Raw genomic sequence first — 7,611 nt, 5'->3', positions numbered from 1 at the left:
AAATAAAATAAGAAATAATGTAAAAAACTGTTTAAACAAGCAGTTTTTTTTACATTATTTCTTATTAGTGATGCAGCAAACGGATCTTTTATTGGAGTGGAATAAGCTTGGATGTTTTTATAGAAATTAATATAGAAACTGATGGAATCAAATTTAACAAAGGTGATTGGAATCATGATGGTAAACAGGATTCGATAAAAGATAGAGTTAAATCTGGAATCGGAGCAACTTTAGATAAAATTTTTTAGTTTTTAGGAGAGTAATATGGAAAAATACCACGGAAAAAGCACAGAACAAATTATTCAGAAATTGATGCCTGGCAGTGTAAGATCGAGTGTCGTTATGGTATGGGTAGTTATTAATTTTATGATTTTAACCCCATTTTTATTTCCTCCAACCTTTACTATATACTTATATGTGATTTTACCTTTTCTTTTCATTGCTAATATATGGGGAGTATGGGTATTTTTTTGTAAACCAAATGAGCCAAGGTTGGTACACATTTTATATAATGGATTTATGGGGCTAACTTTTTCTTTTGGAAGCTTTATAGTGATTCAAAAGATTGCATATACTTTTATTGAAATTGAAACACCTCTGTTTTTTATTGTTACTTTTGTGCTTTACATTTTTACAATTTATAAATTGATTTCTATTGGAGTGAAAAGTTTTTTAAGGAGATTAAACAATGAAGAAAATGACAATATAAAAATTTCTCCAATTGTTTATTTATCAGGATTGGGATATGTTATTGGACAAATATGTATAGGTACATTATCACAAAACGGTTTAGCGACGGTCTTAATTTTAGTCTTTTCTTTATTGGCTGTTGTGTTTAGTATATCTGGAGCGTATATATGCATATATATTGATTTGAAGAGAGAGGAAATGGATGGGATGCATAATGGACAAATATAATGGCAACAACATAGTGGATTGTATACGAATATTAATACCATTTGATATAAGGAATGTTGTAGGGGCCTTTATGTGGGTTATCATGAATTTTATGCTACTTATCATTTTATTCATATTTCCACCGTTCAATATATACTCTTACGTAGCCTTACCATTTTATGTGATATGTAATCTATGGGGAATTTGGGTTTCTATTCATAAGCCTCGGCAGCCTCAATTGCAACATTTACTATATTCTGGATTTGTTGCTTTAAGTATTTCATTTTGTAGCTTCATAGCTGTACAAAAGTTAGCTTACGAATTCGTAGAAATAGAGTCACCTTTATTTTTTACTCTATCGCTTATTGCATATAGTTTAATTGTTTATAAATCTGAATTATTCTGGATTAAATATTTTACAGCCCGCTTAAGGGGGACAACTGATCAAGATGTGAAAATTCCTAAAATTGTATATTTTTCTGGTTTAGGTTATATGATTGGTCAAGTTATTATTGGGATTTTGAGCCAAAAAGCTATGGCGATTGTGCTAATCGTTATATTGTCATTTATTTCAGTTGTTTTCCTAGCGCTAAGTACACATTTGTATTTTTACTTTGATTTCAAAAAACAAGGTATTACTTCGCGACATTTAAAAAAATTACATTCTCAAAAGAAGCCTAGACTGTCAAGAAAGGAAAGGAGACAATCCACGGCTGCTTCGGGACATGTAAATATACCACATTCTCAAAAGAAACCTAAACTTACAAGAAAAGATATACGAAATTAAGAATTTGTAATTAAATAAAACCTAGGTTTACGTAAATACCACGTCAAATGATAATAGAATTTTATCTTGTATGAATGGAAATTAAAGAAGTTAGATAGGAATCAGGCTGTACAGAAAAATTCGATAGGTTCAAATACTAATTAGTATGAGATATATAACTTATACTGGTTAAAGCTTCGTCGTACTGAAAAAATAATATTCACAAATATTAATAGGTTTGGTATGATTAATTTCGACAAGTTAATCGAGGCCGGAGATATTTGAGATAAGCCATACATTTATTTAGGGATACAGAAGTGTCCTCTAAATAAATTATGGCTTTTTTTATTGATGAACTGTAATCAATAAGGAGTTACATGTGAATAGGAGGGATATGGAAAATAAATAGTATAGTAATAACATAGGGGAATTGTATTTGTAAGATTGGAATTTTCATATAAGCTTATAAAAATAATGAAAGTATATCTTCTATTTCGTGTAAATCTCATTAACTTGTTGAAATTTGCAACGTAGGAAGGGTTAGAAGGATGAGAAAAATTATTAGCGTTTTAGTTATTTTCTTTATGACGGGAAGTATCTTTGCTGGGGGAGCTGTTCATGTGAAAGCAGAAGGGAAGCATGAATGGAATACGAATAAGTTTTTAAATATTGCACATCGCGGAGCAAGTGGACATGCACCTGAGCATACTTTTGCTTCTTATAATCTAGTGAAAAAAATGAAAGCGGATTATTTAGAGTTAGATATCCAATTAACAAAGGATGGCCAATTAATTGCAATGCATGATACAGCAGTTGATCGCACTACAAATGGAACAGGCGAAGTACGTGATAAAACGTTAAGCGAAATAAAGAGTTTAGATGCAGGATCATGGTTTAATAAAGCGTATCCAGAAAAGGCTAAGCAAGAGTATGTTGGGCAAAAAGTTCCAACTCTTGAAGAAATTTTTCAAAAGTATGGAAGAAGTATGAAGTATTATATTGAAACAAAATCACCAGATGTGTATCCAGGAATGGAAGAGAAATTGTTGGCGTTGTTACAAAAGTATAATTTAGTAGGTCAAAACATGTCTTCTAGCCGTGTTATGATTCAATCATTTAGTAAAGATAGTTTGAAAAAGATTCATAGTATGAATGAAAATATTCCGTTAGTTCAATTGCTTTGGTATTATCCAAATGAAAACAATGAAATTGTCGAATGGTCTGGCATTACACATGAACCGAAAAGTGTAACGAATGATGATTTTCAAGAAATTAAAAAGTATGCAGCTGGTATTGGACCAAACTTACGTAATGATAACGGAGAACTAATTATTGATGAGTCATATATGAAAATGGCTAGGAAAAATGGACTGTTAATTCACCCTTATACAATTAACGAGAAACCAGATATGAGACTGTTAATCAAATGGGGTGCTACAGGAATGTTTACAAATTATCCGGATCGATTACATAGTGTATTGAAGGAAAAATAAGTGGAAAAGGGTATACCAGTGTTTTAGGTATACCCTTTTTAATTTAACTCCCCGATAAACAGAATCTCTTTTTCATAGCATTCATCTTCATCATAAATAATTTCTTGAAAGCGAAGTGTTTGGAAGGAATGATAAACTGAAATTTCCCATGTCTCCCCAAAATCAATTTCATTTGAAAGAAGGATCCATTTTTGAAATTCACTATTTCTATTAAAGAAATTATGAAAATAGTCCTCATTTTTAAATATAATGATTTGCGAATCCCATAAATTATTTATAGAAATCAAAACAACAACTCGATATGTATGTGTATCGCTCGGTTTCATAGTTATTAAATGATTTGCTTGATTTAATAAGGTTTGAATACATAATCGCTTTACTTTTCTAGGTGTTTTACGAGAGTCAATAAAAGCTTGCGAAACTGGCAATAGCATATTCCAATATTCATCGTTATAGAAAGTAGAAGGGAACGTTTTTGCATGTTCCTCAATTCGCTTTATCATAGTGTTTGTTTTTCGTTTCATACCACGTATTTTCTTTTCACGCATTGAGAGTCATCTCCATAAATTTTTGTAATGCAGCAGAGTGATATATATCTTTTCTAGTAATAAAAGTAGTAGGAACTTTTTTGAAGCTATTTGGTAAAGGATTGAATGATATGTCATGTTTGTGACCATTTAAAATAGACTTCATCATAATTGCTATGCCTATACCTGATTTTACACATGCGAGTATCGCTTCAATTGTTCCAAACTCTAATACTCGTTTAGGTGAAATTCCTTCTTCTTGAAGCCAATCTTCTAATAAATTTCTATAATAGCACCCGTGACTAAATGCAAGTAAATTCATGTCTCCTATGTCTGTAAAGGAAGATAAAGGCTTTTTGCTAATGAGAACTAATTCTTCTTCATGAAATATATTTGTATGAAGTTCAGCATGCTGAGTGGTTCCAGCGATAAACGCCCCGTCTAGTTTTCGTTCTAATACAAGTCTAATCAATTGTTCCGTCGTATTTGATTCTAAAATCAATTCGACTTTTGGGTATTCCTCATAATAGGCCGTTAATATAGATGGAAGTCTTACAGCTGTTGTAGATTCTGTACATCCAATTTTTAAAGTGCCCCTTGGTTCGATCTCATTACTTTGAACTGCTTTAATAGATTGATCCATTAAGTGGATAATTTGTTTAGCGTATGTTAATAAAATCTCACCGTTAGAAGTTAAAGTTACACCTTTTCCGTTTCGGTAAAATAAAGGTACACCTAGTTCGTTTTCTAGTTGTTTCATACGCATTGTTACGCCAGACTGTACATAGTTTAAATTTTTAGCTGCGTGAGATATGTTTTTTTCTTTCGCAACTTCGTAAAATACAGTTAAATCTTTTATATCCAAGTATCATCCCTCCATAAAAGGTATCATTTTTTTTGATGGATTACATGATAAATCTTTATTTTATATGATATCAGAACTTTCATACAATGGAAGGGGATGGAGGGATTATTGTGTTAATGGAAGAAGGGATGAATGGTACTTATAAGTGGGTTATGTTAATTTTTGCGACAGTTGCTCAAACAACAGCGACACTTATAACGTATGGTATTGGAGCATTTGCTTTATTTTGGAAAGAAGAATATGCACTTACGAATACGGAGAGTGGATTGTTAGTAAGTGTTGTAAATATAGGACCGCTATTTTGTATGCTTTTTGTTGGGCGGCTACTTGATCAATACAATGAAAAGTTGTTAATTTCGATAAGTTTATTTTTACTAGGGGGTTCGTTTTTACTGACTAATATGGTCAATGGATTTAATGGGTTACTCTTTGTACTTTTATTAGTAGGAACGTTTTATAGTGTTTCGCACCCAGGAGGAAGTAAGGTGATAATGAAGTGGTTCTCAAAAGAAAATCGCGGGTTAGCGATGGGGATTAGACAAGCCGGTATACCGATTGGTGGTACATTAGCGGGAGTATTGATCCCGTTTCTTACAATAAAATATAATATGGCCTATGCGGTAAATAGCATTGCATGCATTTGTATAATTGGAGGGTTTTTATTTTTTATATTTTATAAGGAACCATATATTCAAGAGAAAGTTAAACAAGAACGTAGTAAACTTTCTTTTTGGATGCAGTTAAAAGAAGTGATGTGTAAAAAAGAGTTGTATGCAATTTATATAACTGGCATTTGTATGATTTCATTGCAAATGGTGTTAGTTGCACACTTTATAAAATTTTTAGTATTGGAACAATCAATCACGCCAATTTTAGCTGGAAAAGTATTTTCCGTTATGTTCTTTTCTGGAATGGTTGGTAGGGTTATATTAGCAGCTACTAGTGATTTATTTTATAAGGGGAATAGGCGTACCCCCTTATTTATAACTGTTTGTATTTCTATTTTCTTCATTCTAATATTAGTAATGAGCATACATACAATAACGAATGTATTGTATGGCGTAAGTGCATTGTTAGGGTTCTTTTCAATTGGATGGTTTAGTCTTTTTATAACTGAAGTTGCGGAATCAGCAAGTGAAGAATCGGTAGGGATGACAGTGAGTTTTGCACTTACATTAAATCAAATTGCTATTATTGTTGCGCCTGCTTTATTTGGTTATATTGTAGATAAGAAGGGATATACGTACGCGTGGTTATGCATAGTTGTATTACTAACTATTTCAGCGGTTAGCTTATATAGGAAGTATAGAAAATGAAGGAATGTTAGCAATGTAAATTTTTTATGAAGAAAGTCTAAAGAAATGTTGAATGAGCGACATTTCTTTTTTATTTGTTGTATAATCAAAATGTAAATGAGATTCGTTTTCAATTTCGTTCATTACCTCTTTTGAAATTACCTGTAATTTTAGCCATAATTAGCTGTTTTTCTTTATCGTTATTTGCATGATTTATTTTATTTAAAAATTTTTCAGCATCATTTCCTTTTAATACCATAATCTGTTTTCTGTAATATTCAATTAATACCATGTTGTTTTTTATTATCCGATAATGAAACATTTTATCATCTAAACGATTGCGTTTATCGGTATTTTTCATATTACATCTCCATTCTTTTTAGTATGTAACAAATGTTACAAAAGAATTTGAAATTATAGTTTAATGCATCCGATTGTATGTTGGAAATTTTGCAAGAAAGAAATACAATAGAGAGTAGTAAAAATTGAAAATGAGAAAAAGGAATCTAGTTTTAACAGAGTGAATATTAAATAATATTATAATATACTTGATAATTAAAAGATATAAAATAGAATGGATGTACGTTAAGTGAAACTAGATAAAAGAGGGTTCCTAGTATGTTAAAGAAATGGTTAATCGTTTTCTTTATTTTTGCTGTTTTTTGTGGAAGTGTTGTTACACTAATACATGCAAATAAAGGAAAAAAATATGATACAAAGGCATTTTCTAATGTAAATAGTAAGCAAAAAGATGTTAAGCAGGAAGTTGATGCGAATGAGAAAAAGCGTTATGAAATTGCAGCTGGAAAACTAGATCAGTACTTAAAAGATAAAGGATTTAATGGGAGTGTTCTTGTAGCAAGTAAAGATCATGTCATTTTACGAAAAGGCTACGGTTATGCGAATGTGAAAGATCAAGTATTAACAACGCCAAGAACGAAATATCGCATTGGGTCTATTACGAAAACAGTAGTTGCAATATCTATTATGCAACTAAAAGAAAAAGGGAAGTTGAACATTGAAGACAATGTAAATAAATATATCCCATCGTTTCCGGCAGATAAAAACATTACGTTACGAAACTTGTTAACACATACGTCTGGATTACCAGAACAGGGACAAGGTAGTGTTGACGCAGCATCACGGTTAAAATTAGTAACGTGGATTGGGGCACAAACGTTACAATTTCCAGCAGGGACAGGCTGGAAATATACAGATTATAATTATATGGTGCTTGCATATATTGTAGAAAAAATATCGAATAAACCACTTGCTGAATATGTGAAAGAAAATATTTTGACTCCTGTTGGAATGCATGAATCTGGAATGGGCGCAACACTCCCAGAAGATATTTTCTTAGCAGAAGGGTATACGAAAAAAGATAATAAGTTAATAGCCACGCCTCGCTTAAAAATGAACTGGTTGTATGGCTGTGGTGAAATGTATACGACTGTTGAAGATATGAAAAAGTTAGATGAAGCTATTATGGATGGTAAACTACTTTCTAAACAGAGTATATCAGATATGTTTTCTGCATCACCTGCAAGAAAATATGGATTTAGTTTCTATATTTACCCAGATTATTATCATAACCACGGTGTATTAGCTGGCTGGAACACTTTTAATAATTTTAACTGGGATAAACGAACGTTTGTCATATTATTTTCTAACGTCCAAAATGGTATGAATGATGCATTTAATCAAGAATTTAGGAAAATGGCGAATGATTTAATAGAAGGAAAGTAATTATAAAAAAATCGGTATTGAT

The 7,611-nt window shown here is 31.4% G+C and carries 8 protein-coding genes and 1 pseudogene; 6 read left to right on the top strand and 3 right to left on the bottom strand.

Annotation, left to right across the window (positions count from 1 at the left end; genetic code table 11):
- Nucleotides 1-128: 128 nt before the first annotated feature.
- The 4 genes and pseudogenes from DN400_RS29660 to DN400_RS28820 form a co-directional block, all read left to right on the top strand.
- Nucleotides 129-248 (top strand): annotated as a pseudogene (locus tag DN400_RS29660) (WXG100 family type VII secretion target); the annotation flags it as partial.
- A 16-nt stretch (nucleotides 249-264) separates the two neighbouring features.
- Nucleotides 265-918: a hypothetical protein gene (locus DN400_RS28830; protein ID WP_147802096.1), complete on the top strand. Its 654-nt coding sequence runs from the start codon at nucleotides 265-267 to the stop codon at nucleotides 916-918.
- On the top strand, nucleotides 893-1,684 hold the full coding sequence (locus DN400_RS28825; RefSeq protein WP_016512497.1) for a hypothetical protein: 792 nt from the start codon (nucleotides 893-895) through the stop codon (nucleotides 1,682-1,684). Before DN400_RS28830 ends, DN400_RS28825 begins: the two co-directional genes overlap by 26 nt.
- 527 nt (nucleotides 1,685-2,211) lie before the next feature.
- On the top strand, nucleotides 2,212-3,156 hold the full coding sequence (locus tag DN400_RS28820; RefSeq protein WP_147802095.1) for a glycerophosphodiester phosphodiesterase: 945 nt from the start codon (nucleotides 2,212-2,214) through the stop codon (nucleotides 3,154-3,156).
- Nucleotides 3,157-3,194: 38 nt separating this feature from the next.
- Here DN400_RS28820 and DN400_RS28815 read toward each other — a convergent pair whose 3' ends face one another.
- Both DN400_RS28815 and DN400_RS28810 read right to left on the bottom strand, forming a co-directional pair.
- On the bottom strand, nucleotides 3,195-3,704 hold the full coding sequence (locus tag DN400_RS28815; protein WP_065229153.1) for a DUF3916 domain-containing protein: 510 nt from the start codon (nucleotides 3,702-3,704) through the stop codon (nucleotides 3,195-3,197).
- Complete coding sequence (locus DN400_RS28810) at nucleotides 3,697-4,548, bottom strand: LysR family transcriptional regulator (protein WP_097997603.1); 852 nt, start codon at nucleotides 4,546-4,548, stop codon at nucleotides 3,697-3,699. Before DN400_RS28810 ends, DN400_RS28815 begins: the two co-directional genes overlap by 8 nt.
- A gap of 86 nt (nucleotides 4,549-4,634) precedes the next feature.
- On the opposite strand from DN400_RS28810, the gene DN400_RS28805 reads away from it, so the two are divergent.
- A complete protein-coding gene (locus DN400_RS28805) occupies nucleotides 4,635-5,864 on the top strand; it encodes an MFS transporter (protein ID WP_065229152.1) in 1,230 nt (409 codons plus the stop codon).
- A 109-nt stretch (nucleotides 5,865-5,973) separates the two neighbouring features.
- On the opposite strand, the gene DN400_RS28800 is transcribed toward DN400_RS28805, so the two are convergent.
- The gene (locus DN400_RS28800; RefSeq protein WP_000798787.1) at nucleotides 5,974-6,204 is read right to left on the bottom strand and encodes a hypothetical protein; all 231 of its coding nucleotides are present in this window, start codon (nucleotides 6,202-6,204) and stop codon (nucleotides 5,974-5,976) included.
- A gap of 257 nt (nucleotides 6,205-6,461) precedes the next feature.
- Between DN400_RS28800 and DN400_RS28795 the strand changes: the two genes are divergently transcribed.
- A complete protein-coding gene (locus tag DN400_RS28795) occupies nucleotides 6,462-7,589 on the top strand; it encodes a serine hydrolase domain-containing protein (protein WP_000915205.1) in 1,128 nt (375 codons plus the stop codon).
- Nucleotides 7,590-7,611: the final 22 nt, after the last annotated feature.

Origin of the sequence: Bacillus sp. AR8-1, assembly GCF_008042345.1 — a bacterium.
GTDB lineage: Bacteria > Bacillota > Bacilli > Bacillales > Bacillaceae_G > Bacillus_A > Bacillus_A cereus.
Note: the sequence above shows the minus strand (reverse complement) of the source record. Positions and strands in the feature narration are given on the sequence as shown.